The 25818-nt window shown below is 73.9% G+C and carries 23 protein-coding genes, 2 tRNA genes and 1 riboswitch; of the genes, 12 read left to right on the top strand and 13 right to left on the bottom strand.

Annotated features, from left to right (window positions below):
* Positions 1-4: 4 nt before the first annotated feature.
* Positions 5-973, bottom strand: a complete 969-nt coding sequence (locus DQ239_RS07100) for a cyclase family protein (protein WP_113833677.1) — start codon at positions 971-973, stop codon at positions 5-7.
* A 122-nt stretch (positions 974-1095) separates the two neighbouring features.
* On the opposite strand from DQ239_RS07100, the gene DQ239_RS07095 reads away from it, so the two are divergent.
* Positions 1096-2385 (top strand): hydroxyacid-oxoacid transhydrogenase, encoded by a 1290-nt coding sequence (locus DQ239_RS07095; protein WP_113833676.1) that lies wholly within the window; start codon positions 1096-1098, stop codon positions 2383-2385.
* A 16-nt stretch (positions 2386-2401) separates the two neighbouring features.
* Here DQ239_RS07095 and DQ239_RS07090 read toward each other — a convergent pair.
* A tRNA-Ile gene (locus DQ239_RS07090) sits at positions 2402-2475 on the bottom strand.
* A 184-nt stretch (positions 2476-2659) separates the two neighbouring features.
* A riboswitch (cyclic di-AMP (ydaO/yuaA leader) is annotated at positions 2660-2819 on the top strand.
* 11 nt (positions 2820-2830) lie between these two features.
* Between DQ239_RS07090 and DQ239_RS07085 the strand changes: the two genes are divergently transcribed.
* Complete coding sequence (locus DQ239_RS07085; protein WP_233488859.1) at positions 2831-4096, top strand: M23 family metallopeptidase; 1266 nt, start codon at positions 2831-2833, stop codon at positions 4094-4096.
* A gap of 41 nt (positions 4097-4137) precedes the next feature.
* The gene (locus DQ239_RS07080) at positions 4138-4791 is read left to right on the top strand and encodes a VTT domain-containing protein (RefSeq protein ID WP_113833675.1); all 654 of its coding nucleotides are present in this window, start codon (positions 4138-4140) and stop codon (positions 4789-4791) included.
* On the opposite strand, the gene DQ239_RS07075 is transcribed toward DQ239_RS07080, so the two are convergent.
* Entirely contained in the window at positions 4778-5671 is an 894-nt protein-coding gene (locus DQ239_RS07075) for a maleylpyruvate isomerase N-terminal domain-containing protein (RefSeq protein WP_113833674.1), read from the bottom strand. The two genes, DQ239_RS07080 and DQ239_RS07075, sit on opposite strands and share 14 nt — an antisense overlap.
* A 127-nt stretch (positions 5672-5798) precedes the next feature.
* Between DQ239_RS07075 and DQ239_RS07070 the strand changes: the two genes are divergently transcribed.
* Both DQ239_RS07070 and DQ239_RS07065 read left to right on the top strand, forming a co-directional pair.
* A complete protein-coding gene (locus DQ239_RS07070) occupies positions 5799-6941 on the top strand; it encodes a GGDEF domain-containing protein (RefSeq protein WP_147252021.1) in 1143 nt (380 codons plus the stop codon).
* 436 nt (positions 6942-7377) lie between these two features.
* The gene (locus DQ239_RS07065; RefSeq protein WP_233488857.1) at positions 7378-7845 is read left to right on the top strand and encodes a DUF3145 domain-containing protein; all 468 of its coding nucleotides are present in this window, start codon (positions 7378-7380) and stop codon (positions 7843-7845) included.
* Between the two features lie 98 nt (positions 7846-7943).
* On the opposite strand, the gene DQ239_RS07060 is transcribed toward DQ239_RS07065, so the two are convergent.
* The 6 genes from DQ239_RS07060 to DQ239_RS07035 all read right to left on the bottom strand — a co-directional run bounded on the left by DQ239_RS07060 (position 7944) and on the right by DQ239_RS07035 (position 14531).
* Positions 7944-9356 (bottom strand): carboxyl transferase domain-containing protein, encoded by a 1413-nt coding sequence (locus tag DQ239_RS07060; RefSeq protein WP_113833671.1) that lies wholly within the window; start codon positions 9354-9356, stop codon positions 7944-7946.
* Positions 9357-9396: 40 nt separating this feature from the next.
* Complete coding sequence (locus DQ239_RS07055; RefSeq protein ID WP_113833670.1) at positions 9397-10632, bottom strand: beta-ketoacyl-[acyl-carrier-protein] synthase family protein; 1236 nt, start codon at positions 10630-10632, stop codon at positions 9397-9399.
* Between the two features lie 47 nt (positions 10633-10679).
* Positions 10680-10925 (bottom strand): acyl carrier protein, encoded by a 246-nt coding sequence (locus DQ239_RS07050; protein WP_113833669.1) that lies wholly within the window; start codon positions 10923-10925, stop codon positions 10680-10682.
* 120 nt (positions 10926-11045) lie between these two features.
* A complete protein-coding gene (locus DQ239_RS07045) occupies positions 11046-12011 on the bottom strand; it encodes a beta-ketoacyl-ACP synthase III (protein ID WP_113833668.1) in 966 nt (321 codons plus the stop codon).
* Positions 12008-13210: an ACP S-malonyltransferase gene (locus tag DQ239_RS07040; protein WP_113833667.1), complete on the bottom strand. Its 1203-nt coding sequence runs from the start codon at positions 13208-13210 to the stop codon at positions 12008-12010. The genes DQ239_RS07045 and DQ239_RS07040 overlap by 4 nt, the downstream gene beginning before the upstream one ends.
* A gap of 142 nt (positions 13211-13352) precedes the next feature.
* Complete coding sequence (locus DQ239_RS07035) at positions 13353-14531, bottom strand: helix-turn-helix domain-containing protein (protein ID WP_233488855.1); 1179 nt, start codon at positions 14529-14531, stop codon at positions 13353-13355.
* A 45-nt stretch (positions 14532-14576) separates the two neighbouring features.
* Here DQ239_RS07035 and DQ239_RS07030 point away from each other — a divergent pair, with 45 nt between their 5' ends.
* The 3 genes from DQ239_RS07030 to DQ239_RS07020 are packed head-to-tail and all read left to right on the top strand — an operon-like array spanning position 14577 to position 17062.
* Positions 14577-15263: a phosphatase PAP2 family protein gene (locus DQ239_RS07030; protein ID WP_233488854.1), complete on the top strand. Its 687-nt coding sequence runs from the start codon at positions 14577-14579 to the stop codon at positions 15261-15263.
* Entirely contained in the window at positions 15260-15817 is a 558-nt protein-coding gene (locus DQ239_RS07025) for a pirin family protein (RefSeq protein WP_113833666.1), read from the top strand. Before DQ239_RS07030 ends, DQ239_RS07025 begins: the two co-directional genes overlap by 4 nt.
* Before the next feature lie 42 nt (positions 15818-15859).
* Positions 15860-17062, top strand: coding sequence for a M20 family metallopeptidase (locus DQ239_RS07020; RefSeq protein WP_113833665.1), 1203 nt, complete (start codon positions 15860-15862; stop codon positions 17060-17062).
* On the opposite strand, the gene aceE is transcribed toward DQ239_RS07020, so the two are convergent.
* Complete coding sequence (gene aceE / locus DQ239_RS07015; RefSeq protein WP_113833664.1) at positions 17055-19856, bottom strand: pyruvate dehydrogenase (acetyl-transferring), homodimeric type; 2802 nt, start codon at positions 19854-19856, stop codon at positions 17055-17057. The two genes, DQ239_RS07020 and aceE, sit on opposite strands and share 8 nt — an antisense overlap.
* Positions 19857-20238: 382 nt before the next feature.
* On the opposite strand from aceE, the gene DQ239_RS07010 reads away from it, so the two are divergent.
* The 3 genes from DQ239_RS07010 to DQ239_RS07000 all read left to right on the top strand — a co-directional run bounded on the left by DQ239_RS07010 (position 20239) and on the right by DQ239_RS07000 (position 21253).
* A complete protein-coding gene (locus DQ239_RS07010; protein WP_091766684.1) occupies positions 20239-20658 on the top strand; it encodes a DUF3052 domain-containing protein in 420 nt (139 codons plus the stop codon).
* A 23-nt stretch (positions 20659-20681) separates the two neighbouring features.
* Entirely contained in the window at positions 20682-21143 is a 462-nt protein-coding gene (locus tag DQ239_RS07005) for a peroxiredoxin (RefSeq protein WP_113833775.1), read from the top strand.
* A 38-nt stretch (positions 21144-21181) separates the two neighbouring features.
* A tRNA-Val gene (locus tag DQ239_RS07000) sits at positions 21182-21253 on the top strand.
* 54 nt (positions 21254-21307) lie between these two features.
* Here the strand turns inward: DQ239_RS07000 and DQ239_RS06995 are convergent.
* Complete coding sequence (locus DQ239_RS06995) at positions 21308-22120, bottom strand: alpha/beta hydrolase (protein ID WP_113833663.1); 813 nt, start codon at positions 22118-22120, stop codon at positions 21308-21310.
* Between the two features lie 210 nt (positions 22121-22330).
* On the opposite strand from DQ239_RS06995, the gene DQ239_RS06990 reads away from it, so the two are divergent.
* Complete coding sequence (locus DQ239_RS06990; RefSeq protein WP_113833774.1) at positions 22331-23245, top strand: alpha/beta hydrolase; 915 nt, start codon at positions 22331-22333, stop codon at positions 23243-23245.
* Positions 23246-23258: 13 nt separating this feature from the next.
* Here the strand turns inward: DQ239_RS06990 and DQ239_RS06985 are convergent, their stop codons facing one another.
* On the bottom strand, positions 23259-24299 hold the full coding sequence (locus DQ239_RS06985; protein ID WP_233488851.1) for an NAD-dependent epimerase/dehydratase family protein: 1041 nt from the start codon (positions 24297-24299) through the stop codon (positions 23259-23261).
* On the bottom strand, positions 24296-25762 hold the full coding sequence (locus DQ239_RS06980) for a wax ester/triacylglycerol synthase family O-acyltransferase (RefSeq protein ID WP_233488850.1): 1467 nt from the start codon (positions 25760-25762) through the stop codon (positions 24296-24298). The genes DQ239_RS06985 and DQ239_RS06980 overlap by 4 nt, the downstream gene beginning before the upstream one ends.
* Between the last annotated feature and the right edge of the window lie 56 nt (positions 25763-25818).

The following is a 25818-nucleotide window of genomic DNA, read 5'->3' as shown; positions in this document are numbered from 1 at the left end:
GCGCCTACTTGATGACGACGGGGTTGACCGGGGTGCCAGCGGCCTTGGCCACGTTGAGCGGGGCGGCGACGTAGAGGAACTCGTACTTCCCGTCCTCCGCGCAGTCGGCGGCCAGCCGCTCGAGGTCGGCGATCTCGGTCAGCGTGACGCCGAGGTTGCGCATCAGGGCGCAGTGCAGCACCAGCGCGACGCCGTTGTTGGGGTCGTAGGTGACCTCGTTGGCGATGGTGTCGGTGACCAGGTTGGGGACCTCCATGTCCTGGAACCACTGCACGAGCTCGGGGCTGTACACCAGGCCCGGCTCGTTGAAGCCCTCGTAGAACGCCTCGCCCTGCTCGTGGAACAGCTGCAGGAAGTTGGTGCGGATGATCAGGATGTCCCGCGCCTGGATCTCGACGCCCTGGGCCCGCGCGCACTCCTGCAGGTCCTCGTGGGTGAACGTCTCGCCCTTGTCGAGGGTCTCCTGGCCGCGGAAGCGTGCCATGTCCAGGAGCACCCCGCGGCCGACGATGCCGCGCTCGGCGATCGGCTGGACGCTCGCCTTCTCCAGGCCGCCGACGGTGGTGCGCGCGTCGTACCCGTTCCAGATCTTGCCGTCGTACCAGAGGTGGCCCAGGGCGTCGTACTGCGTGGAGCCCTGGAGATAGGCATCGATCTTGTCGTCGGCGTAGTGCAGCCCGCCCGGGAACGCCGCGCCCTTGCCGCCCTCGTCCCAGTCGCTCTCGTCGAGGACCTGGGTGCGGACGGCGGGTGTGCGCCCGGGCCACACCGGGTCGCCCTTCGGGTCGCCGATGAGCCGCTGCAGGGTGAAGACCTTGCCCGCGCTGACCAGCCGGACCGCCGCGAGGACCTGTTCGGGGCCCAGGTAGTTGAGCGAGCCGACCTCGTCGTCGGCACCCCACTTGCCCCAGTTCGTGGGGGCGTCCTTCAGCAGCTCGCCGAGGGCGGGGGCGGTGGTGGTCGAGTCGGTCACAGGGGGCCTCCGGAGGTCTGAGAGGGGACCCCCGAACTATGACGCCGGTGTGGTGCCGATCACAACCATCTGCGAGATTCGGTGCAGCGCTCCGCACCCCGCCGACCGCCGAGAGGTTCCCCATGACCACGCTCCAGCCCGCCGATCCCGAGTCCGTCTTCACCTACGGCGCTCCCCAGCTGAAGTTCGGGAAGGGAGCCTCCGACGAGATCGGCTTCGACCTCAGCCGCTACGGGGTGCACCGCGTGCTGGTGGTCACCGACCCGGGCCTGTCCGCGACCGGGATCCCGCAGCGGGTCGCCGAGCAGATGGCGCAGTTCGACATCGAGGCGCAGGTCTACGACGGCGTCCACGTCGAGCCGACCGACCAGAGCCTGATCGCCGCCATCGAGGAGGCCCGGTCGACCGGGCCGTGGGACGCGTTCGTCGCGGTCGGCGGTGGCTCGAGCATCGACACCGCCAAGGCGATCAACCTGCTCACCACCAACCCCGGCGAGCTCATGGACTACGTCAACGTCCCGGTCGGGAAGGGGCAGGCGCCGCCGAACCAGCTCAAGCCGCTGGTCGCCGTCCCGACCACCACGGGCACCGGCGCGGAGAGCACGACGATCTGCGTGATGGACGTGATCTCGGCGCGGGTGAAGACCGGGATCAGCCACGCGCGGCTGCGGCCGACGCTGGCGGTGATCGACCCGGCCCTCACGCTCACCCAGCCGCCGGGGGTGACGGCCGCCTCGGGCATGGACATCCTCTGCCACGCGCTGGAGAGCTACACCGCCCGCTGGTACACGACCTACGAGCACAAGACACCCGACCAGCGGGTGCCGTACTGCGGCTCCAACCCCATCTCGGACATGTGGTCGGAGAAGGCGCTGTCGCTGCTCGCCGGCTCGTTCCGCCGGGCGGTCCGGCACGGGGACGACGAGAAAGCGCGGGCGGACATGGCCATGGCCGCGACGTTCGCCGGCATGGGCTTCGGCAACGCGGGGGTGCACATCCCGCACGCCAACGCCTACCCGATCGCCGGGCAGGTGAAGGACTTCCACCCGAAGGACTACCCGGCCGACGAGGCGATGGTGCCGCACGGGATGTCGGTCGCCCTGACCGCGCCGGAGGCCTTCCGGTTCACGTTCGACGCGTCGCCGGAGCGGCACGTACGGGTGGCCCAGCTGCTCGCACCGAACGCCGGCCAGCCGACGGACGCCGCGGAGTTCCTGCCCACCGTGCTGGCCGACCTGATGCGCGACATCGACATCCCGAACGGGGTCGGCGCGGTCGGATTCGGCGAGGCGGACATCCCCGACCTGGTCGAGGGCACGATGAAGCAGCAGCGGCTGCTCGCCACGTGCCCGAAGGAGGTCACCGAGGACGACATCGCCGGCATCTTCCGCCGGTCCCTGTCGCTGTGGTGACCAGATGACGCGACCGTGGGGCGGGTGGGGCTCGAACCCACGACCCAGGGATTATGAGTCCCATGCTCTGACCGGCTGAGCTACCGCCCCGGTGCGGACAGCCTGCCAGAGCGACACGGATCACAGGCGGGCGACGCGGGCGCGAGAGCGCTGGTCGCATCGGTGAGTCCAGTCGGCGGCCATCGAAAGGCCGTTATCACCCTGTGACATTCCAAGGTTCCACTTGTACCGTCTCCTCCGGTCCAACGAGCTCCGCCTTCGAACCCGAGGGCCTCGGCGGACCCCGCCGAACCCGCCGGCCTGATGGTCGGGGGGACCGGGGACCCACCGCAGTCCTGGGGTGAGTCCTGCCCGCGTACGGGGACGCCGGGCAGGTAAAGCACTCATGAGCCCGAACCCGTCAGCTAACTCGGTAGGCGGACGTGAGGAACGGAGAACCGTCGCCTTGGCGACCTCGCACCACCTGCGCAGCATGATGTCCCGCCGCGGCCGACGGCTCCGGACGCCCCTGATCGCCGCCACGCTGATGGCCGCTGCGCTGGTCGGCGCGCCCGCCGCCGTCGCGGCGCCCGCCGACGACGCCCGCGTCGAGGAGGCCCGCTCCCAGCACGACGCCGTCGCCGCGGAGATCGCCGCGCTCAGCGGACGGGTGACCGAAGCCGAGCAGAAGCTGCAGCGGATGACGCACGAGGCCGAGGTGGCCAGCGGTGAGGCGCTCGCCGCGCAGGCGGCACTCGACGCCGCCACCCGGGAGGCCGAGGCCGCCGAGCTCGCCCTCTTCGCAGCGAAGCAGGCCGTCGCGGAGGCCCAGGACGAGGTCTCCGAGGTCGGGCGTCAGGCGTACATGGGCGGTGGCCAGGAGACCTTCGGCGACCTGCACCTGCTCCTGAACGCCGACGGCCCCGCCGAGCTCCTGGAGCAGGCCGCCACGCTCGACACCCTCGGCGAGCAGCGGGCCGAGACGCTGGACGCGATGGAGATCGTCGAGGTGGCGCAGGCGCGCGCCGAGGAGGCCGCGCAGGCGACCGTCGCCGAGCGGGACCGCGCCGCCGGCGCCGCCGCGGAGGCGCACGCCGCCGCAGCGCGGCAGCTGTCCGGTGCGCAGGCCGAGTTCGACGCCCTGTCGCTGCAGAAGCTGGACCTGGCCCAGCAGCTGCGGGACGCCGAGATCCGGCTGCTGCAGATGGAGGGCGCCCGCGACGCCGCCCGGGCGTGGGAGGCCCAGCAGGCCGCCCGCGAGGCGGCCGCCGCGGCCGCCAGCGCCGTCACCACGACCGCGCCGACCGCGACCCGGGCCCTGGCCGCGGGCGGCAGCACCGCCGCGCTGACGACCGGCCGGGTCACCTCCTGCTACGGCCAGCGCTGGGGGACGCTGCACGCCGGCGTCGACATCGCCGCCCCGATCGGCACGCCGATCTTCGTGCCGGAGGGCGGTGTCGTGCTCCAGGCCGGCCCGGCCAGCGGCTTCGGGCTCGCGGTCGCGATCCAGCACGGCGACGGCACCATCACCCTCTACGGCCACGTGAACCAGTTCTTCGTGAGCGCCGGTCAGGCCGTGACTGCGGGGCAGCAGATCGCCGAGGTGGGCAACCGCGGCCAGTCCACCGGCCCGCACCTGCACTTCGAGGTGCACGAGGGCGGCCTGTACGCCAACCGCGTCAACCCGGTGCCGTGGCTGACGGGGCACGGCATCTCCCTCGGCGGCTGCTGACCGGGGACCGCCCGTCCGTGCCGGATCATGGTCCGGTGCGGATGGGCAGCAGTGACACCACCTGGCTGCGGGCGGCGCTGCTGGTGCTCCTGCTCGTGGCGGGGCTCGTCGTCGCACTGACCGTCGAGCTGCCCGACGTCGACGTCGTCCGGCGGTGGCTGGACGACGCCGGGGCCGCCGGCTGGGCGGGGCTGGTGGCCGGCGTGGGTCTGCTGCTGATGGCGCCCGTGCCCCGCACCGCCGTCTCCGTGCTGCTCGGGCTGGTCGCGGGGTTCGTCCCCGGTCTGCTCGTCGCCCTGACCGGCGCGATGCTCGCCGCGCTCGGCAGCTTCGTGCTGGCCCGCCGGCTGGGCCGGGCCGCGGTCGCCCGGTTGGCAGGGCCGCGGCTGGACCGGCTCGACCGGCTGCTGGTCGACCGCGGCTTCGTCCCGCTCCTGGTCGGCCGGCTGCTCCCCGTCGTCCCCTTCGTGGTGCTCAGCTACGGGAGCGGGCTGACCGCCATGCGGCTGCTGCCCTACCTGGCCGCCACCGGGCTGGGCATCCTGCCGAGCACCGTGGTCCAGGTGGGTGTCGGCGCCTCGGCGCCCGCGCTGGCCTCGGGCGTCACGGCGGCGGTCGCGCTGCCGCTGGCCGCCCTCGTCGTCGCCGTCCTCGTCTGGTTCCGACGTCGCCGCGCGCGGGTCAGCCCTTCCTGAACAGCCGGCCGAGCACGCCGCCGGCCCCACCCATCGTGCGCGCGGCGAGCTGCAGGATCGGGCCGCCCGGGATGCCCGGAACCTTCTGCACGATCGGCGCCAGCGCGAGCAGGCCCGTGACCTCGTGCACCTTGAGCTGGCGCTTGGCGACGGCCGGCACCGGGTTGATCCGCCCCGACGCCGCCTCGAGCAGCAGCTGCGCGGACGCCTCGACCGCGGGCCCCTCGTGGGCGCCGCCGGGCACCGCGTGCACCCGCCAGCCCTCGGGATCGGCGTCGAAGGACCAGCCGCCGTCCGGCGTGGCCAGCGTGACCCCGCCGGTGATGCCGCAGGAGGTGGCCAGCGCGCCGGTCACGTCGGTGAGCGCGGCCAGGCCCGACTGCAGCACCTCCGCCGGAGGCGGCTCCGCGCCGCAGGAGACCAGGTCCAGGCCGTGCACGGCCAGCTCGTACGCCTGCCCCAGCACGACGCTGAGCAGCGGCACGCGGCCGACCACGGAGACCGTCGGCGCGGTGTCGAGCTCGACGGGCTCCTCGGCGAGGTACCGCGCGGTGGCCTCGCGGTTGCGGCGGAGCGCATCGAGCACCTCGGCGCGGGAGGCCCCGGCGTGCGCGGCGGTGACGCGGGCGTTCACTGCGTCGGGGTCGGGCGGGGAGCCGGTGGCCCCCGTGCGCGCGGACGCGATCAGGTCAGCCATCGCGGTGTGGTCGTCCCAGCAGCCCAGGTGCACGCAGATCTCGTGCGCCCGCCACCCCGGCAGGCGCGAGGGGCGATCGAGGTCGACGCGCTCGGCCTGGGCGAGGAAGGCGTCCCATGCCCCCAGCACGCGTGTGCGCACCTCGTCGCGTCCGGCGTCGGCCATGCCCTGGTGTCGTCCCATGCCCGCCGCGTACCCGGACGGGCGCCGGGCAGGCATGAGGTGCGGCTCAAGCTGTTCCGCAACCCTGCCTCACCCTCCGGGGTGAGTGCGGATCAAGCGGCACCGGCGTGGCGACGATCACACCGCCGTGACCAGCGCATTCCCGGGCGACCGCCGCGAGGGCGGCGCACCGGCGGGCGCCCGCGACGCGGGCATGCTCCGCCGGCGGCTCGGGATGCTCCGGGACGGGCTGTTCCGGACGCTGGCGGAGGACGACGACCGCGCCGCCTACTGGATCCGGCACGTGCGCTACGGCGTGCTGCTCAGCCAGCTCAGCGCCGCGGCCGTCCTGGTCTACGCGCTGTTCACCGAGACCCCGGGGCGGCACCACCCGGGGCTGCTGCTCATGGCCGTGGCGGTCATCCTCGGCTGCCCGGCGCTCCTGCTGCTGCCGCTGAGAGCGATCCTGCGCGACCGCCGCGGGCCCGCGATGTTCTACCTCTGGACCATCGCGACGACGGCGCTGATCCTGCTCGCCACCTGGCTGGACGGCGGGGCCTCGAGCCCGGTGGACGCGCTGCTCTTCCTGACCCTGACCTACATGGCCGTGGCCTATCCGCCGCACGGGGTGGTGGCCATGGGCGTCCTCATGATGAGCGGCTACGTCCTGGTCTTCGGGACGTCGGGCATGACCACCTCGGCGGCCTTCTTCGTCGCCGTCCTGGGCGCCTTCACCCTCATCTGCACGATGTCCTCGGCCAACGCATGGGCGGCCCACGACCGCCAGGTCCAGCTCATCGCCACCCAGCGCACGCTGGCCGCCACCGACCCGCTCACCGGCATCCCCAACCGGCGGACCCTGATCGAGCGGTTGCCGCTGGCCGTGGCCGCCGCTGCGAGCGGGCGCCGGACGGTGGTCTGCGCCGTCGACCTGGACGGGTTCAAGGGGGTCAACGACCGGGACGGGCACGCCGCCGGCGACGCGCTGCTCAAGGCCGTCGCCTCGGTCCTGGGCGCCGCCGTCCGCGAGACCGACACGGTGGCCCGGCTGGGGGGCGACGAGTTCGCCGTCCTGGCCGACATCTCGGACACGTTCTCCGGGGAGATGCTGGCCCAGCGCCTGTGCCAGGCGATCGCCGTGGTGGGCGCCCGCGGAGGGGTCACCGCCAGCATCGGTGTCGCCGAGGTGGTGCCGGGGGAGGACGTCGCCGACCTGCTGCACCGGGCCGACGCCGCCATGTACCGGGCGAAGGCCGCCGGCGGCGACCGCTTCGCCGTACCGTCCGCGTGAGGGCCCGGCCGGCACGGGCGACACGCCGCTCTGGACGGGGCTTACCACTGTCCGTGGCGAACGCCCGTTACGGTGCGTCACCAGGCGGCACCGCCCTACGCAATCGGCGCGCCGGTCGCACGGAGGGCTCGCGCTGGATCCCGGCGAAAGAGCCACAAAGCGTCGCCGGTCCGGTGGACGGGGACCTAGGACCCGTGGTAGGGGCTTGACCAGCGGTAAAGCGGCCGATCCGGTCTCTTCCGTCACAACGGGCACAACCGCACCACCCGGGCTGGCGCGATCGGGTCACCATCATGCAGACTGTTCCCGGGAGCCCTGCTCCGCCACTGCCGAACACAGCCAGTCACCGAATCGATGGGTCCGTAGGGGAAGACGAGACCGATCGAGTCGATGGAGGTGCCCCGTGCAGCGACGGTCAACCCAGGGTGTCGTTTTCGTGCACGCGTGCCCGAAAGCGCTCTGCCAGCATGTCGAGTGGGCGCTCGAGCGCGTCGTCGGCACGCCGGTCTCCCTGTCGTGGGACGGCCAGCCCGCGGCGCACGGTTCCTACCGTGCCGAGGTGGCCTGGACCGGTTCGCCGGGGACGGGTGCCCGGCTGGTGGCTGCCCTGCGCCAGTGGCCGATGCTGCGCTTCGAGGTCACCGAGGAAGCCAGCCACGGCAACGACGGCGAGCGGATGTCCTACGTGCCCGGCCACGGTGTCTTCCGTGCGCCGACCAGCGCCAACGGCGACATCATGATCAGCGAGCAGCAGCTGCGGCACCTTGCGGCGACGACGTCGTCCATCGAGGCGTTCCGGCACGGTGTCGACGAGCTGCTGGGGGCGGCCTGGGACGCCGACCTCGAGGTGTACCGGCATGCCGGCGACGGCAGCCCGGTCACCTGGCTCCACCAGGTCGTCTAGCCACCGACCAGCTGGTCCACCAGGCCGTCCGGTCGTAGCCTGGTCCCGGTCGTTCGGGCGCCGTCGGGGAAGCGGCGCCCGAACTGACCGTCGACCGCCTACAGCGGGATGTTGCCGTGCGCGCCGCGGCCGTGCGGGGCGGCCGTCAGCGCCGTCACCAGCCGCCGCTTGGTCTGCGCCGGGTCGACCACCTCGTCGACGACGCCGATCTGCACGGCCCGGTTCACCCCGCCGGCGATGCGCTCGTGCTCCTCGGCCAGCTGCGCGTGCAGCGCCTCGCGCTCGCCGGGCTGGGCGGCGGCCAGCTTCTTGCGGTGCAGGATGCCGACGGCAGCCTTGGCGCCCATGACGGCGACCTCGGCCCCGGGCCAGGCGAAGACCGCGGTTGCGCCCAGCGAGCGGGAGTTCATCGCGATGTAGGCGCCGCCGTAGGACTTGCGGGTCACCAGCGTCACCCGCGGGACCACGGCCTCGGCGAAGGCGTGCAGCAGCTTCGCGCCGCGCCGTACGACGCCGTCCCACTCCTGGCCGACGCCGGGCAGGTACCCGGGCACGTCCACGAGCACCACCAGCGGCACCCCGAAGGCGTCGCACATGCGCACGAAGCGGGCCGCCTTCTCCGCCGACGCGGAGTCCAGGCAGCCGCCCAGGCGGATCGGGTTGTTGGCGATGACCCCGACGGTGCGCCCGGCCAGCCGGCCCAGCGTGGTGACGACGTTCGGCGCGAACCGGGGGTGCAGCTCCAGCCCCGGCTCGTCGAGCAGGGCGGTGACCAGCGGCTTGACGTCGTACGCGCGCTGGGGCTGCTCGGGCAGCAGGGCCTTGAGGTCGACCTCGGGCTCGTCCGCGGCCGGCGCGAGAGCGCCCTGGGCGGCGAGCAGGTCGACGGCCTGGCGTGCGGTCTGGAGCGCGGCCGGCTCGGAGTCGGTGACCACGTGCACCACGCCGGAGCGCCGGCCGTGGGTGTCCGGGCCGCCGAGCGTCTCCTGGTCGACGTTCTCGCCGGTGACCGACCGGACGACGTCGGGACCGGTGACGAAGACCCGACCGGCCGGGCCCATGATCACGATGTCGGTGAGGGCCGGACCGTAGGCGGCGCCGCCGGCCGCTGCGCCGAGGACGACCGAGATCTGCGGGATGCGGCCGGAGGCCCGGACCATCGCCGCGAACACCTCGCCCACGGCGTGCAGAGCGGTCACGCCCTCGGCCAGCCGGGCGCCGCCGGAGTGCCAGATGCCGATGACCGGCACCCGCTCGCGCAGCGCGGTGTCGATCGCGTCCACGATGTGCCGGCACCCGTCGACGCCCATGGCGCCGCCCATGACGGTCGCGTCGGTGCAGAAGGCGACGGCGGGGCTGCCCTCCACGGTGCCGCGGGCGGCGAGGACGCCCGACGTGTCGCGGGAGGCCAGCAGCTCCAGCGAGCCGGGGTCGAAGAAGCGCGCGAGGCGGTCCTCGGGATCACGCGGGTCCGGAGTGGACACGAGCGGAGCAGCGGGCGCAGTCGTCACAGGACCTCCACGGAGAGGGACGGGCTGGATGGCGCGGCCGTCAGGCGGTCGCGAAGACCAGCGCCATGTTGTGGCCGCCGAAGCCGAACGAGTCGTTGACCGCGGCGGTGAGGGTGGCGCGGCGGGGTTCGCCGCGGACGATGTCGAGGGCCTGGACGTTGGCGTCGTCGTCGGGGTCGTCGAGGTTGGCCGTCGCCGGGACCACCTGCTCGCGCAGGGCGAGGACGGTGAACACGGCTTCCAGCGCCCCGGCGGCGCCGAGCAGGTGACCGGTCTGGCTCTTGGTGGCGCTCACCAGCACGTGGTCGCCGATCGAGGACCGGATGGCGGCGGCCTCGGCGGTGTCACCGACGGGCGTCGAGGTGGCGTGGGCGTTGACGTGGCCGACGTCGGCCGGCGTGAGGTCGGCGTCGCGCAGCGCGGCGGTGATCGCGCGGGCCGCCCCCTCGCCCTCGGGGTGCGGGGCGACCAGGTCGTAGCCGTCGGCGGTCCCGGCGGCGCCGGCGAGGCGGGCGTGGATCCGGGCGCCGCGTGCCCGGGCCGAGTCGCCGCGCTCGAGCACCAGGGCGGCGGCCCCCTCGCCGAGGACGAAGCCGTCGCGGCCCTTGTCGAACGGCCGCGAGGCGCGCTCGGGCTCGTCGTTGCGGGTGGACATGGCCCGCATCGCGGCGAAGCCGGCCATGGGCAGGGGGTGCACGCACGCCTCGGTGCCGCCGACGAGGACGACGTCGGCTCGGTCGAAGCGGAGCAGGTCCAGGCCCCAGCGGATGGCCTCGGCGCCCGAGGCGCAGGCGCTGACCGGCGCGTGCACGCCGCCCTTCGCGCCGATGGCCAGTCCGACGGCGGCGGCCGGGCCGTTGGGCATCAGCATCGGGATGGTGAAGGGGGAGACCCGCTTCGGGCCCTTCTCCTCCAGGACGTCGTCCTGACCCAGGAGGGTCAGCGCCCCGCCGATGCCGGTGCCGAAGACGACCGCGACGCGCTCGGGGGCGACCCCGGAGTCGGCGGCGCCGGACTCGGCCCACGCCTGCTCGGCGGCGACGACGGCGACCTGCTGGCTGCGGTCGAGGCGCCGCGCCCGCACCCGGTCGAGCTGCTCGGCCGGGTCGGTGGCGAGGCGGGCGACGAGCTGGGCGGGGTACTCCTTGATCCAGTCGTCGGTGATGCGGCTGACCCCCGACCGCCCGGCGAGCAGCGCCTCCCAGGTGGTGGGCACGTCGCCGCCCAGGGGCGTGGTGGCCCCGAGGCCGGTGACGACGACGTCGGACGTGCTCATGACTGTTCCTCCTGGGACTGCGACCGGGCGGTCGGGGGTCGGCTGCGTCAGGCCTGGTTCTTCTCGATGTAGCTGATCGCGTCGCCGACGGTCTTGATGCTGCCGAGCTCGTCGTCGGGGATGGCGACGCCGAACTTGTCCTCGACGGCGGTGGCGATCTCGACCATCGACAGCGAGTCGACGTCGAGGTCCTCGGTGAACGACTTCTCGGGAGTGGCGTCGGCGGGGGTGACCCCGGCGACCTCCTCCAGGATCTCGGCCAGACCGGACTGGATCTCCTGGGTGCTGCTCACGCGGGGTCCTCTCTCTCGGATGGGACGGCGCCCCGGTGCGGGGCGGACGTCGTCGTCCGGGACGCGGTGTCCCGGGGCTCTGGGGTGGGCGGCGTCATGGCGCCGGCCTCGGTGCGGCCGTCATGGCAGCCGCAGGACCTGACCGGCGTAGGTGAGGCCCGCGCCGTAGCCGAGGACCAGGGCGAGGTCGCCGGACTTCGCCTCGCCGGACTCGAGCAGGGCGCCCAGGGCCAGCGGGATGGAGGCGGCCGAGGTGTTGCCCGACCGCACGATGTCGCGGGCGATCACGGTCTTCTCGCCGAAGCCCAGCCGCTTGGTCATCGACTCGATAATCCGGAGGTTGGCCTGGTGCGGCGCGAAGACGTCGATATCGGCGGCGGTGACCCCGGCCCGGTCCATCGCCTGGGTCAGCGCCTCGGTGAGCCGGGTGGTGGCCCAGCGGTAGACCGCCTGCCCGGCCATGGCCATGTAGCCGCTGTCGACGATCTCGATCGCGGTGTGCTGGTCGCCGTCGCTGCCCCAGGCGACCGGGCCGATGCCGGGCTCGTCGGTGGGCCCGACCACGGCCGCACCCGCGCCGTCGGCGAAGATCACCGCCGTCGAGCGGTCGGTCCTGTCCGTGACGTCGGTGAGCCGCTCGACGCCGATGACGATGGCGTTGCGCGCGGAGCCGGCGCGGATGGCGTCGGACACCAGGCCGAGCGCGTAGCAGAAGCCCGCGCAGCCGGCGTTGAGGTCCAGCGCGCCCGGGCGGGGGATGCCCAGGCGGTGGGCGACCTGCGGCCCGATGCCCGGGATGGGCCGGCGGAGGCTGGCGCTGGCGAGGACGACGAGGTCGATCTCGTCGGGCGCCAGGCCGCTGGCCGCGATGGCCTTGCCCCCGGCGGCGACGGCCATCTCCACGAGCGTCTCGTCGTCGTCGGCCCAGCGGCGTTCGGCGATGCCCACCCGGCTCTGGATCCACTCGTCGCTGGTCTCCATGACCTGGGCCAGCTCGTCGTTGGTCACCCGGCGCCTCGGGCGGTAGTCGCCGAGCCCGAGGATGCGGGTGCCGGGCGCGCCGGTCGCCAGCTGGATGGAGCTCATGCGGAGACCTCCGGGTAGAGACGGGCGATCGGGTCGCCGGCGTCGACGAGGTCGCCCTCGTGCACCAGCCACTCGGCCAGCACGCCGTCGTAGCTGGCGGAGACGTTGACCTCCTCCCGCCGGCCGCGGATGCAGCCCAGCGGGGTCCCGGCCGGCAGCCGCGTGCCCTCGGCGACCTCGGCCGGGCTCACCGTGCCGCGGGCGGGGGCCACGACCATCCGCCAGTCGGGGAAGTGCTCGGCCTCGGCGCGACCACGCTCGGCGGCGATCAGCTCGCGGGCCCGGTCGAGGTCGGCGGGGCTGCTCACCGCGAGCAGCTCGATGCCGGCGCCCTTCCACTCGCGCTTGGCCAGCCCGGTGAGCGCGCCGGCCGGGGGCAGCTCGAGGACGGCGGTGACGCCGAGGTCGCGCAGAGTGGCGAGGCACGCGTCGAACCGGACCGGGCTGGTCACCTGGCTGACCAGCCGGCGCAGCGCCTCGGCGCCGGAGTCGACCGCGGCGCCGTCGGCGTTGGAGAGCAGCAGCCGGCTCGGGTTCTCGGGACGGAGCCCGCCGACCAGCCCCTCCAGCTCCTCACGGGCCGGGGCCATGTACGGGGTGTGGAAGGCGCCGGCCACCGGCAACGGCATGACCCGCGCCTTCGCCGGCGGCTCGGCCTTGAGCGCGGCCAGCCCCTCGAGGGGGCCGGCGGCGACGATCTGGCCGGCGCCGTTGAGGTTCGCCGGCGCCAGGCCGTGCCGCTCGATGGCGGCCAGCACCTCCTCGGGGTCACCCCCGAGGACGGCGGACATGCCGGTGGGGGTCTGCGCGCACGCGGCGGCCATGGCCCGGCCGCGAACGGCGGTCAGCGCGATCGCCGCCTCGACGGAGAGGACTCCGGCCAGCGCGGCGGCGGTCAGCTCGCCGACGCTGTGCCCGGCGATGACGACGTCCCGGCCGGCCGAGGGGCTGTGCGCGACCGGTCCCGGCATGCCGCCCAGCTCGCGGGCGACGAACAGGCTCATCGCCACCACGAGGGGCTGGGTGACGGCGGTGTCGGCGATCGCCTCGGCGTCGCCCTCGGTGCCGAGCGTCAGCAGGTCGGCGTCGGCGATGGCGCCCGCCCAGCGGAAGAACGACTCGGCCCCGGGGAGCCCGAGCCAGTCGGTGAGCATTCCGGGCTTCTGAGCACCCTGACCGGGGGCGAGGACGGCGAGCACCTCCTCACCGTGCCAAAGAAACGGCGTCCTCCGCGGTGCGGAGCGGCACGAAAGGATACCGGTGATCTTTGGAGGATTCCTCCAACTCCAGCGTGGTTCCGCGGCCGTATCGCGGGTTCCAGTGGTGGGGACCACTGCACACCTAGCTCCAGAGGGAGCGCTCCCGGTCGAGGTGGGCCAGGGCCAGGGCCACCTGCAGGGTCCAGCTGCCCCGGGGATCGGTGGCCGACAGGCCGGTGAGCTCCGCGGCGCGCTTGAGCCGGTACCGCACGGTGTTGGGGTGCACGAAGATCGCCCGTGCGCTGGCCTCCAGGTTGCCGCCGCTGGCCAGCACGGCGCGCACCGTCTCGAGGACCCCGCCCCCGGCGGCGGCCAGCGGACCGGCGACCTCGTCGCGCAGGGCGGCCCGCGCCAGCGGGTCCCCGTCGAGCGCCCGCTCGGGGAGCAGGGCGTCGGCGGTCACCGGGCGGGGCGCCCCCGGCCACGCCCGGGCCGCCCGCCGGCCCGCGAGTGCCGCGGCCGCCGAGTCGCCCGCCCGGCCCAGGCCGTCGACGACGGGGCCGGACACGACCGGGCCGGGGCCGAACTCCTCGGCCACCCGCGCCACGACCGCGGTCAGGTCCTCGTGCCCGCCGAGGACGACGACCAGCTCGTCGGCGTGCACGCCGACCAGCACCTCGCTGTGCAGCCCGCGCGCGGCCCGGCGGACGGCGGAGTGCGGGTCCTCGACCCGATCCGGCGTGGGGCCCACCACCACGGTCACCGGGCTCATCGCCGACCAGCCCAGAGCCGCCGCCCGGCCGGCCAGCTCCTCGGACCGCTCACCGCGGACCAGCGCGTCGACCAGGAGCGCCTCGAGCCGGGCGTCCCACGCTCCGCGGCTCTCCGCGAAGCTCGCGTACACGTGCGCGGTGGCGAAGGCGACCTCGCGGCTGAACTGGAGGACCGCCAGTCGCAGCATCTCCTCGTCCCCGGGCTCGGCCACGGTGGCGACGTGGTCCTCCAGCGTCTCCACGGTGATCTTGATGAGGTCGACGGTCTGCTTGAGGGCGACCACCCGGACCAGCTCGCGCGGCGCGGCACCGAAGACCTCGCCGGTCAGCCGCGGCGGCCGGCCGGGGTTGCGGCACCACTCGACGAGCGAGGCCAGCCCCGCCTGCGCGACGAGCGTGACCCACGAGCGCTGGTCGGCCGGCATGGTGCGGAACCAGGGCAGTTCCTCGTCCATGCGGGCCACCGCCTGGGTGGCCAGCGCCCCCGACGAGCGCTCGAGCCGCCGGAGCGTGGTCAGGCTGGGGCGGTCTCCGGCCCGGCTCCTCACGCCGTCAGCGTGTCACGTGCGACCGCGATCGGGGAGAGTGGAGCGGTGAGCGCACCCCCGGACGTCGACCGCGGCGCGCCTCCGACCGGCCGCTACGGCCCCCCGCTGGCGGTGGTCGCCCTCTGCGCGGCGGTGTTCGCGCTGCTGGCCCTCGGGCTGCGGACGGGCGCCGACGTGCTGCTCGACGTCGACACCCGGGTGAGCGAGGCGCTCTACGCCGGGGACGACCGGCCCGCCGCCCTGACCGCGCTGCTGGAGGTCCTCACCGCCCCCGGGCTCTCCGCTGTCCGGTACCTGCTGGCCGTGCCCGTCCTGGTCTGGCTGGCGCGCCGCCGGGCCTGGCGGACCGCGCTCTGGGTAGTCGTCGCCGCGATCTCCGTGCGGCACCTGACGTCGGCGCTCAAGGAGTTCTTCGGCCGCGTCCGGCCGGCGTTCGAGGACGGCGGGGCGGACTACGGCTCGCTGAGCTTCCCGAGCGGTCACTCCTCGGGCATCGCCACCCTCGTCACCATCGGCCTGGTGCTGGCCTGGCCGCTGCTCGCCCCGCGGGCCCGCCGGATCTGGGCGACGGCGGGGGTGCTGCTCGTGCTCGTGGTCGGGCTGACCCGCATGTGGCTCGGGGTGCACTACCTCTCCGACGTCCTCGCCGGCTGGGCGCTCGGGGTGGGGTGGACCGTGCTCACCGCCCTCCTGCTCGGCGTGCTGCCCTTCCGCGGCAGGGAGCTGCGGTGACCGGCGCACCCCGCCAGCGGACCGTGCTGGCCCCGGACGACGGCTCCCTGGGCCCGCTGCTGCGGGTCTCCGACGACCGGCTGGCGCCCGGGCAGGGCTACGGCGCGCACGAGCACGCGGCGGTCGACGTCGTCGCCGTGGTGCTCGACGGCTCGCTGCGACACGCCTGGGGCGACGGCGCGTCGATGGCGGCCGGGGACGTCGGCGTGCTGAGGGCCGGCACCGGCCTGGTGCACGACGAGTCCGCTGGGGATAGGGGCGCGCGGGTGCTGCAGTGCTACCTCCGGCCCGCCGACCCCTCCGCGTCGCCGTCCCACGAGGTGCTCCGGGAGGTCGCCGGCGAGGTGGACCTCCGCCGTCCGGACGCCGGGTTGTGGATGGCCAGGGGAACCGCCGGCGAGCCGGTCGCCGTCCCCGCCGGGCTGCTGCTCCGGGCCGGGACCGAGACCTCCGCCGCCCGGCACGACGGAGGCGACGTCGTGCCGGAGGAGGACGGTGTTCTGCTGCTCTGGCGGCTGGAGACGGGCCGGCCGGCCTGGGCCGAGGCCTGGTGAGGGGCGCCCTGCGGGCTGCCGGGCCCGTGTGACAGTGAGCCCATGGCGACCATGCCCTCCGAGCTGCTCTCCGCCGCCTACGACGACGCCGACCGCACCATCGACCTGAGGCGTCGGCTGCACCGGCACCCGGAGATCGGCCTCCACCTCCCGCGCACCCAGGCGACGGTCGTCGAGGCGCTGGCGGAGCTGCCGCTGGCGATCACCACGGGGAAGCGCACCAGCTCGGTGGTCGCCGTCCTGCGCGGCGCCCGGCCCGGCCCCACCTACCTGCTCCGCGGCGACATGGACGCCCTGCCCGTGCAGGAGGACACCGGGCTGCCCTTCGCCTCCGAGGTGCCCGGTGTCATGCACGCCTGCGGGCACGACACCCACGTCGCGATGCTGGTCGGGGCGGCGCGGCTGCTGGCGGAGCGCCGCGACGAGCTGGCCGGGCAGGTCGTGTTCATGGTGCAGCCGGGGGAGGAGGGCTTCCACGGCGCGCGGTACATGCTCGAGGAGGGGCTGCTCGACGTCGTCCCCGAGGCCCCGGTGACCGGCGCGTTCGCGCTGCACATCTCCTCGACCATGGCCAGCGGCAGCGTCAACGTGCGGCCGGGCCCGGTCATGGCCGCGGCGGACCAGTGGGCGATCACGCTGCGCGGCCGGGGTGGGCACGCCTCCGAGCCCGCCGCCGCGGCCGACCCCATCCCGGCGGCGGCGGAGATCGTGCTGGCCCTCCAGTCGATGGTCACCCGGCGGGTGGACGTGTTCGATCCCGCCGTCGTCACCGTCGCGCACCTGCAGGCCGGGTCCACGAACAACGTGATCCCGGAGTCGGCGTTCCTCGAGGGCACGATCCGCACGCTGTCGGCGGAGCGGCGGGCCGACGTCGTCGCCGCGGTCCGGCGGGTGGCCACCCACGTCGCCGCCGCCCACGAGCTCGGCGTCGAGTTCGACCACCAGCAGGGCTACCCGGTGACCGTCAACGACGCCGACGCCGCGGCACGCGTGCTGGCGACCACGCGGGAACTGCTCGGCGAGCAGGCCGCCGTCCTGCTCGCGGCACCCCTCATGGGCGCGGAGGACTTCTCCTACGTGCTGCAGGAGGTGCCCGGGGCGCTGGCGTGGCTGGGTGCGCGCCCGCCGGGTGTGGACCCGGCGGACGCGCCGCCCAACCACTCCAACCTGGTCGTCTTCGACGAGGAGCCGCTGCCCGCCGGCGCCGCCCTCTACGCCCGGATGGCCCTGGACGCGCTCAGGTAGCCGGCGACGGGTCGCTCCGCTCCTCCGCCGGGGCGGCCTGCACGTCGCGGACCCGGTACTTCTCCACGGCCTCCCGCACCGTCGAACGCTCGACCTGCCCCTCGTCGGCCAGCGACGCCAGCGTGCGGACGACGATCGACTCGGCGTCCACGTGGAAGTGCCGGCGCAGCGCGGGCCGGGTGTCGGAGAGCCCGAACCCGTCGGTGCCCAGCGAGGTCAGCCCGCCGGGGACGTAGGGCGCGATGAGGTCGGGGACGGCGCGCATCCAGTCCGACACCGCGACCACCGGCCCGAAGGTCTCCTGCAGCCGCTGGGTGACGTAGGGGGTCTGCGGCTCCTCCTCGGGGTGCAGCAGGTTGTGCTCGGTCACCGCGTCGGCCTGGCGCCGCAGCTCACCCCACGAGGTCACCGACCACACGTCGGCCGAGACGCCCCAGTCCTGGGCCAGCAGCTCCTGCGCCCGCAGCGCCCACGGCACCGCGACGCCGGACGCCAGCACCTGCGCCTTGGGGCCCTCGGTCAGGGGCCCCTCCGCGTACCGGTACATGCCGGCCAGCACCCCCTGGACGTCGAGCCCCTCGGGCTCGGCCGGCTGGCTGAACGGCTCGTTGTAGACCGTCAGGTAGTACATGACGTCGGGGGAGCGGTGCCCGCCCAGCGGGCCACCCGGGTCGTCGGCGTACATGCGGACGAGCGCGTCGCGGGTGATGTGGGCGAGCTCGAAGGAGAACGCCGGGTCGTAGGACACCACCGCGGGGTTGGTGTGCGCGAGCAGCAGCGAGTGGCCGTCCTCGTGCTGCAGGCCCTCGCCGTTGAGCGTCGTCCGGCCGGCGGTGGCGCCGAGGACGAAGCCGCGCGTGAGCTGGTCGGCCGCCGCCCAGAAGCCGTCGCCGGTCCGCTGGAACCCGAACATCGAGTAGAAGATGTAGATCGGGATCATCGGCTCGCCGTGCGTCGAGTACGACGTCCCGACGGCGGTGAACGAGGCGGTCGAGCCGGCCTCGTTGATCCCCTCGTGCAGGATCACCCCGGACTCGGACTCCTTGTACGCCAGCATCAGCTCGCGGTCGACCGAGGTGTACCGCTGGCCGCCCGGGTTGTAGATCTTGTGCGAGGAGAACAACGAGTCCAGGCCGAAGGTGCGCGCCTCGTCCGGGATGATCGGCACCAGGCGGGGCCCGATCTCGTCGTCCTTGAGTAGCTCCTTGAGCAGGCGGACGAAGGCCATCGTCGTCGCCACCTCCTGCTTGCCCGACCCGCGGCGCAGCACGTCGAGGGCCTTGTCCTCGGGCGCCTTGAGCGTCTTGAACTCCGCGCGCCGGCGCGGCACCGCGCCCCCCAGGGCCCGCCGCCGCTCGAGCATGTACTGCATCTCGTCGGAGCCCGGGGCGGGGCGGTAGTAGGGCGGCAGGGTCTTGTCCAGCGCCGAGTCGGGGATGTCCAGGTAGAGCCGGTCGCGGAAGGCGGCGAGGTCCTCGGCGGTCAGCTTCTTCATCTGGTGGGTGGAGTTGCGGCCCTCGAAGTGGCTGCCCAGCGTCCAGCCCTTGATGGTCTTGGCGAGGATGACCGTTGGCTGGCCCTTGTGCTCCACGGCCGCCTTGAACGCCGCGTACACCTTGCGGTAGTCGTGCCCGCCGCGGGAGAGGTTCCAGATCTCCTTGTCGCTCATGCCCTCGACGAGCTTGCGGGTGCGGGGGTCGCGGCCGAAGAAGTGCTCGCGGACGAAGGCGCCGTCCTCGGCCTTGTAGGTCTGGTAGTCGCCGTCGGGCGTGGAGTTCATCAGGTTGACCAGGGCGCCGTCGCGGTCGCCGGCCAGCAGCGGGTCCCACTCCCGGCCCCAGATCACCTTGATGACGTTCCAGCCGGCGCCGCGGAAGAAGGACTCCAGCTCCTGGATGACCTTGCCGTTGCCGCGCACCGGGCCGTCGAGGCGCTGCAGGTTGCAGTTGACGACGAAGGTGAGGTTGTCCAGCTCCTCGCGGGCGGCCAGACCGATGACGCCGAGCGACTCGGGCTCGTCCATCTCGCCGTCGCCGAGGAACGCCCACACGTGCTGGTCGGAGGTGTCCTTGATGCCGCGGGCGTGCAGGTAGCGGTTGAACCGCGCCTGGTAGATCGCGTTCATCGGGCCCAGGCCCATGGAGACGCTGGGGAACTCCCAGAAGTCGGGCATCAGCCGCGGGTGCGGGTAGGAGGACAGCCCGCCGCCGGGGTGGCTGACCTCCTGCCGGAAGCCGTCGAGCTGGTCCTCCGACAGGCGGCCCTCCAGGAAGGCGCGGGCGTAGATGCCGGGGGAGGCGTGCCCCTGGAACCAGATCTGGTCGCCGCCGCCGGGGTGGTCCTTGCCGCGGAAGAAGTGGTTGAAGCCGACCTCGTACAGCGACGCGGACGACGCGTAGGAGGAGATGTGCCCGCCGACGCCGATCCCGGGCCGCTGGGCGCGGTGCACCATGATCGCGGCGTTCCATCGGATGTAGGCGCGGATGCGGCGCTCGGCGTGCTCGTCGCCGGGGAACCACGGCTCGCGCTCGGGCGGGATCGTGTTGATGTAGTCGGTGCTGCGCAGCGCGGGGACGCCCACCTGCTGCTCCCGGCTGCGCTGCAGCAGCCGGAGCATGAGGTACCGGGCGCGCTCGCGGCCGGCATGGCCGACGACGGCGTCGAGGGAGTCGATCCACTCCTGCGTCTCGTCCGGATCGATGTCCGGCAGCTGGCTGGGCAGCCCGTCGGTGATGACCGCGCGGGGTGCGCCTGGGTCGCGGGCGGGGTCTCCGTCCGACTGCTGTGCGCTCATGCCTCCATGGTCTCCCCTCGGCAAGCCGCGCGTCACGTTCCGGGCGCTCCTCCGCGCGCCAGTCGCGCCGGACCGGGGGTCCCTCCGGCCGCGCAGGCTTGCGTCGTGGCGGTCATGCCCTACGCTTCCGCCCACGTGGCCCGGAACGACGGGCCCGCACGGGGAGCCCGGAACAGCGGGGGCGAGGGGGGTGACATGACCAGGCAGCGGGGAGTTCTCCCGCCGGTCGTGTCCGTGCTCGTCCGCAGTTCCCCGGCGCTCGCCGACGGTCCGCGCCCGCAGCGGAGCGCACGCCCGTGACGCGCCCGCGCGCGGTCGGCCCGCAGACAGGGCACCATCACGATCGATCACCAGCAGGTCCACCCATGGAGGAGCAGTACGGATGAGCGTCGACAGCGCCGGCATGGCGGCCCGGCTGGGCATCAAGCCGGGCATGGTCGTGCAGGAGCTCGGCTGGGACGAGGACGCCGACGAGGACCTGCGCGACGCGATCATCGAGCTCTCGGGCGGTGAGATGGTCGACGAGGACACCGACGAGGTGGCCGACGTCGTCCTCCTGTGGTGGCGCGAGGACGACGGCGACCTGTTCGACGCCCTGACCGACGCGATCACCTCGCTCGGCGAGGACGGCGTCGTCTGGCTGCTCGTGCCCAAGTCGGGCCGGCCCGGCCACGTGGAGCCCGGTGACGTCACCGAGGTCGCCCCCACGGCGGGTCTGCAGCAGACCAGCAGCGTGTCCGCGGCCAAGGACTGGTCGGGCATCCGCCTGGTCAGCCCGAAGACCGCGCGCAGCCGCCGCTGATCCAGCACGGCACTATGGGGGGCATGAGCCTCTCCGTCGGCGACGCCGCTCCCGAGTTCAGCCTTCCCGACCAGGACAGGCAGGTCGTCAGCCTCGCCGAGCTGCGGGGCACCCCTGTGCTGCTGGTCTTCTACCCCTTCGCCTTCTCCGGCATCTGCACCGGTGAGCTGTGCCAGCTCCGCGACGAGCTGGCGGAGTACACCGACGCCGGTGTGCGCGTGTTGGCCGTGAGCACCGACCCGGTGTTCAGCCTCAAGGCGTTCAAGGCGCAGGAGGGCCTGGAGTTCCCGCTGCTGTCGGACTTCTGGCCGCACGGCGCCACCGCTCAGGCCTACGGCGTGTTCAACGACACGGTCGGCATGGCCCTGCGCGGCACCTTCCTCATCGACGCCGAGGGCACGATTGCCTTCGCCGAGGTCAACCAGCCCGGCGACGCCCGCGAGCAGTCCGGCTGGAAGGACGCGGTCGGCAGGCTCGCCGCCTGATCCGTCCCGGGGTCCGGGGTCCCTAAGCTGGGCGGGCGGGGCGTGTAGCTCAGCGGTAGAGCTCTCGGCTTACAACCGAGCGGTCGCAGGTTCGAACCCTGTCGCGCCCACTCCGACACGCGAGAGGCCCGGGACCACACGGTCCCGGGCCTCTCCCGTCACGGTCAGGCGGCGGAGCCGGCCACCGCGCCCACGGGCGCGCAGGGGGTGGACCGGGCCGGCTTCGGGAAGGCCGGGCGGAGGAAGCGGGGTGCCCGGAACGGCTCCCAGGTGCCTTCCGGCTGGGCCAGCCGGTCGGCCACGGCCCAGATCGCCGCCGGGTGGTGCCCCAGGCCCAGGTGGCTGGCGGTCACGGCGATGTTCTCGCAGCGCTCGCCCGGGGCGTTCAGGCAGGCCTGCCAGTGCACGATGCCGTCGTAGTGCGAGTAGATCGAGGTGGCCGGCACCGGCAGCGGGACGCCCTCGGGCTCCAGCGGGAGGGTGCGCTGCTCCACGTGCAGGTGCGCGTAGCGGTCGAACACCTTCGCCGCTCGCGTCTGGTCGTAGCTGGTGAGCCCGAACGGGCTGCCCAGCGTGATGACCTGACGGACGCGGTCGGGCGAGGTGCGGGCGAGGTCCCGGGCGAAGATGCCGCCCAGGCTCCAGCCGATGAGCGTGACGGGCCGGCGGTAGCGGCCGTGCAGGTAGTCCAGCTTGTCGCGCAGGCCGTTCACGCACAGGGCGGTCGGGCCGATGTTGCGCCCCAGGCCCCAGCCGTGGACGCGGTAGTCCAGCCGGCGCAGGGTCCGCCGCAGGGCGTTGGTCGACACGTCGTCGGCCAGCAGGCCCGGGAGGACGAGGACGGGGTGCCCGTCCCCCTTGGGCAGGCGCTGGGCGAGCGGCCTCGTCGCCAGGTACAGCCCGTAGTCGGCCACGGCGCGGCCGGGCTCGCTCAGGTACAGCGGCAGCGCCGGTCCCGAGCTGGTCTGTCCTGCCACGTCGACCTCCCGTTGATTTGCTGTGAACGGCCAGTACCAATCTGGGGTCTAGCTCACACCCAGCTCAGCTGCCTCGCGGGCGAATGTTGCCGAAATGTGTCCCGCGTCACTGTTGTTCCCTCGGAGGGCCGGGAGGGGGCGCCTGCTCGCGCCGGTCGACGGCGTGCCACGGTGTACGCCGATCACGGGGGCGACGAGGGGACGGACGGCATGGCAGCGGAGCAGCAGACGCCGGGGGAGAGCCGCACGGTCGACCTCGGGGGCCCCGTGCACTACGTCGACTTCGGCGGGCCGTCGGACGCGCCGCGGGTGGTCCTGGTGCACGGCCTGGGCGGTTCGCACCTCAACTGGGACACCTTCGCGCCGCTGCTCAGCCCGCACGCCCGGGTGCTGGCGATCGACCTGCCGGGCTTCGGCCGCAGCGAGCCGGGCACCCGCCGGGCGACTGTGCACGCCAACGTCGAGGTGCTGCACCGCTTCCTGGTCGAGGTGGCCGGGGAGCCGGCGGTGCTGGTGGGCAACTCGATGGGCGGGATGATCTCGATCCTGGAGAAGGCCCAGCACCCCGAGGCGGTGCGCGGCCTCGTGCTGCTCGACCCGGCCGTCCCGGGCCCCCGCCGCTCGCTCGACCCGCTGGTCGCCGCGATGTTCGCGCTCTACGCCATGCCGGTGCTGGGCGAGCGCTTCCTGTGGTTGCGCCGCGCCCGGCAGACGCCGTTGCAGCGGGTCCGCGAGGTGCTGCGGCTGGTGGGCGTCGACCCCGACACGCTCCCGTCGTCGGTCATCGACCGGTCCGTGACGCTGCTCGAGGAGCGCGAGGACCACGCCGGCATGGACAAGGCCTACCTCGCCGCCGCCCGCTCGCTGCTGCGCCAGCTGGCCGACCCGCGCCGCTACCGCGCCGCGATGGAGCGGGTGTCCGGGCCGGTGCTGCTGGTCCACGGGGACGTCGACCGGCTCATCCCCGTGCAGGCCGCCCGGGACGTCGCCCGCCGTCACCCGTCCTGGCGGTACGTCGAGCTCGAGGGCATCGGGCACGTGCCGCAGCTGCAGTGCCCCGAGCGGCTGGCCGAGGAGGTCCTGCCCTGGCTGGCCGAGATCGGCGCCGTCCCCACCGCGCCGTGACCTGCGCGACCGGTCAGGACCGGTCGCGCAGCGTGTCCTGCAACGCCTCGAGAGCGGTGTAGCGCGGGCGCCAGCCCAGCTGCTCGCGGGCGCGGGTGGTGTCCATGATGGCCGGCCGGCTCGCGGCCTCGATCCACTCGGCCACCGGCGGCAGGAAGGGCAACCGCGACATCGCGCGGGCCGCGGCCTGGCCCGGGCCGGCGGGCACCCGGATGGGCAGGAAACCGAACTCGCGGGCGACGTCGGCGGCGGTCACGACGCCGTCGCCGGCGATGTTGTAGGCCCCCGGCGGACCGGCGCCGTCGACGCAGAGCTGCAGGGCCCGGCCGACGTCCGCCTCGTGGATCAGCTGGAGCGGGTGCTCCGGCACGACCAGCGGCAGCGGCACGGGCAGCCGACGGGGCCGGCCGAACAGCCGTCTCCCCAGCGGCGCCAGCGGGCCGGGCAGCACCTCCTTGGCGCCGACCGCGTTCGGGCCCAGCACCACCGGCGGGCGCAGCAGGTACAGCGCCAGGTCCGGTGCGCGCCGTGCCTCGCGGTGGAGGAGGTCCTCCAGTTCGGCCTTCTCCTGCGCGTAGAACAGCCGCGAGGCCGGGCGCACCGGCCAGTCCTCGCCGATCAGCTCGGGGTTGTCGGCGTGGAAGCCGTAGGCGGCCACCGACGAGGCGTAGACGAACCGGCGGGCACCGGCGGCCGCCGCGGCGCGGAACACGTTGAGCGTCCCGTCGACGTTGATCGCCCGGATCGTCTCCCGCGAGGCGTTGCCCGAGATGAGGAAGGCCAGGTGGACGACGACGTCGGCCCCGGCGAACGCCTCGCGCAGCGCGTCGGGGTCGCGCACGTCGCCCTGCCGGTACTCCATCTTGGTCCAGCCGCGCTCGGCCGGGTCGAAGGGCCGGCGGGCGATGCCGATCACCCGGGAGACGCGCTCGTCCTCCTGCAGCAGCGGCATCAGGCCGGCGCCGAAGGTGCCGGTGGGGCCGGTGACCGCGACGGTCAGGTCGCGGTCACCCGCCCGGCGGCGTCCTCCGGAACGCGTCGTGCCAGGGCTCACCGGGCGGCCGCCGCCGGACGCTTCCGCGGCTTCCCACCGGTCGCGGGCGGCGCCGGCTTCTCCGCCTGCGGCGTGGCCTGCCGCGAGCGGGCGTGCTCGAGCAGCTCCTCGATGCCGCGCCGGATGCCCGCCGAGAGGACGTCGACGTCGGCGAAGGCGTCGAAGTCGGCGTTGATCCCGAAGGTCATCGTCTTCTGGTAGCTGAAGATCCCGATGGAGCACCGGGTGCCACCGGCGATGGGCACGTAGGCGTAGGCCGAGCACATCTTCCGGCCCAGCACGTACAGCGGGATCGGCGGGCCGGGGACGTTGGTCGTGACGGCCTGGCACCAGACCTGCCCGGCGGACAGCGCGGCGCGCACGCCCAGGGAGAGCAGCGTCGGCGCCACGTAGTCGCCCATGCCGATGATCGAGGGCACGTCGACGGCCTGCATCGCCTTCTTGTACTCGTCCATCTGGCCGCGGATGGCCTCCAGCCGGGCGAGGGGATCCGGCTCGCCGACGGGCAGGTCGACGAACACGCAGGACACCGCGTTGTTCAGCGTGCCGCGCTGGCTGTCCGACCGCACCGACACCGGGACCATCGTCCGCACGACCAGCTTGTCGGAGGAGAGCTCGCCCCGGCCCTGCAGCAGGTCGCGGAAGCCGGTGGAGATGGCGGCCAGGACGACGTCGTTGACGGTGCCGCCCAGGGCGGTGCGGACCTCCTTGAGCTCAGCGAAGTCACCCGAGGTCCACGCCCAGCGGCGGTGCGGCCCGATCGGCCCGTTGAGCGAGCGCGCGGTGGGCGTCAGGGCCTGCTTGGCCAGCGACGGGAGGGTGGAGGCCACGGTCTTGCCGGAGTCGACGAGCTGCTTGACCACGCGCGCCGCGCCGCCGCCGGACGGCAACGACGAGATCTGCCGCAGCGGGTGCGCGACGGCCTCGGCCAGGGCGCCGGCGACCATCCCGGCGCTCGTCGGGCCCCGCTGCGGCGACCAGTCGCGCGGAGCCTCGTGGGTGGCGTCGGGGGAGAGGTCGAACATCAGCTGCATGAGGTCGGTGCCGGCGACGCCGTCGACCATGCAGTGGTGGACCTTGGAGATAATCGCCCAGCGGTCGTCCTGCAGGCCCTCGACGAGGTAGAGCTCCCACAGCGGCTTGGACATGTCCAGGCGCTGGCCGAGCACGCGGCCGGCCAGGTTGCGGAGCTGCTCGTCGCTGCCCGGCCGCGGGACCGCGGTGTGCCGCACGTGGTACAGGATCTGGAAGTGCGGGTCGTCGACCCACATCGGCCGGCCGACCTGCATCGGCACCTCGCGCACCCGCTGGCGGTAGCGCGGGACGAGCGGCAGCTTGCTGAGCAGCAAGCGCACCACGTCGCCGTACGTGGGGGCCGGGCCGTCGAAGACGGCCACCGACCCGACGTGCATGGGTGTGTTCTCGCTCTCGGCAAAGTAGAAGCTGCTGTCGAGTGCACTCATCCGGTCCACGTTCTGCTCCTCGCCGCCCCTCGGTACCGCTGCTCGGGCGAGGGGTC

The organism is Blastococcus sp. TF02-09, from assembly GCF_003319105.1.
GTDB lineage: Bacteria > Actinomycetota > Actinomycetes > Mycobacteriales > Geodermatophilaceae > Blastococcus.
The sequence above is the reverse complement of the archived record's forward strand: the minus strand, read 5'-3'. Positions and strand labels throughout refer to the sequence as shown.

Bases quoted from the DNA above. Each gene is read 5' to 3' on its own strand.
- aceE (WP_113833664.1), bottom strand. From the start codon at position 19,856: ATGAGCGCACAGCAGTCGGACGGAGACCCCGCCCGCGACCCAGGCGCA.
- DQ239_RS07095 (WP_113833676.1), top strand. From the start codon at position 1,096: ATGACCACGCTCCAGCCCGCCGATCCCGAGTCCGTCTTCACCTACGGC.
- DQ239_RS07010 (WP_091766684.1), top strand. From the start codon at position 20,239: ATGAGCGTCGACAGCGCCGGCATGGCGGCCCGGCTGGGCATCAAGCCG.
- DQ239_RS07020 (WP_113833665.1), top strand. From the start codon at position 15,860: ATGGCGACCATGCCCTCCGAGCTGCTCTCCGCCGCCTACGACGACGCC.
- DQ239_RS07080 (WP_113833675.1), top strand. From the start codon at position 4,138: ATGGGCAGCAGTGACACCACCTGGCTGCGGGCGGCGCTGCTGGTGCTC.
- DQ239_RS07045 (WP_113833668.1), bottom strand. From the start codon at position 12,011: ATGAGCTCCATCCAGCTGGCGACCGGCGCGCCCGGCACCCGCATCCTC.
- DQ239_RS06990 (WP_113833774.1), top strand. From the start codon at position 22,331: ATGGCAGCGGAGCAGCAGACGCCGGGGGAGAGCCGCACGGTCGACCTC.
- DQ239_RS07075 (WP_113833674.1), bottom strand. From the start codon at position 5,671: ATGGGACGACACCAGGGCATGGCCGACGCCGGACGCGACGAGGTGCGC.
- DQ239_RS06980 (WP_233488850.1), bottom strand. From the start codon at position 25,762: ATGAGTGCACTCGACAGCAGCTTCTACTTTGCCGAGAGCGAGAACACA.
- DQ239_RS07055 (WP_113833670.1), bottom strand. From the start codon at position 10,632: ATGAGCACGTCCGACGTCGTCGTCACCGGCCTCGGGGCCACCACGCCC.
- DQ239_RS07005 (WP_113833775.1), top strand. From the start codon at position 20,682: ATGAGCCTCTCCGTCGGCGACGCCGCTCCCGAGTTCAGCCTTCCCGAC.